Below are 267 nucleotides of genomic sequence, written 5' to 3' on the forward strand. Positions count from 1 at the left end.
GCGCGGCCATCGAGCGTATGCGCGAGCACCGCCGATGAAAACGGCCGCGGGCTGTGCCACGCGATCTTCGCGAGCGGCGCGAGATCGGCAAAACCGGCGAGCAGGCGCTCGACTTCGTCACGCGTGATGAGCGGCCAGTCGCGCTCGGCCTTCTCGCCGTCGACTGTGAATTGCGGCGCGGCGCGCGCGGCGGCGTCGTGCGTGTCGGCTTTCGCGGCGGGGTCAATATCGTGGTCGTGATCGTTATCTTGTTCGTGCTTCATGATG

The 267-nt window shown here is 67.0% G+C and carries 1 pseudogene; it reads right to left on the reverse strand.

Going from position 1 to position 267, the window contains the following annotated elements:
* Window positions 1–263, reverse strand: a pseudogene (locus SB816_RS32150) (aminoglycoside phosphotransferase family protein); the annotation flags it as partial.
* Window positions 264–267: the final 4 nt, after the last annotated feature.

The sequence above is a fragment of the Achromobacter sp. SIMBA_011 genome (assembly GCF_046535435.1).
GTDB classification, from domain to species: Bacteria; Pseudomonadota; Gammaproteobacteria; order Burkholderiales; family Burkholderiaceae_B; genus Achromobacter; species Achromobacter dolens.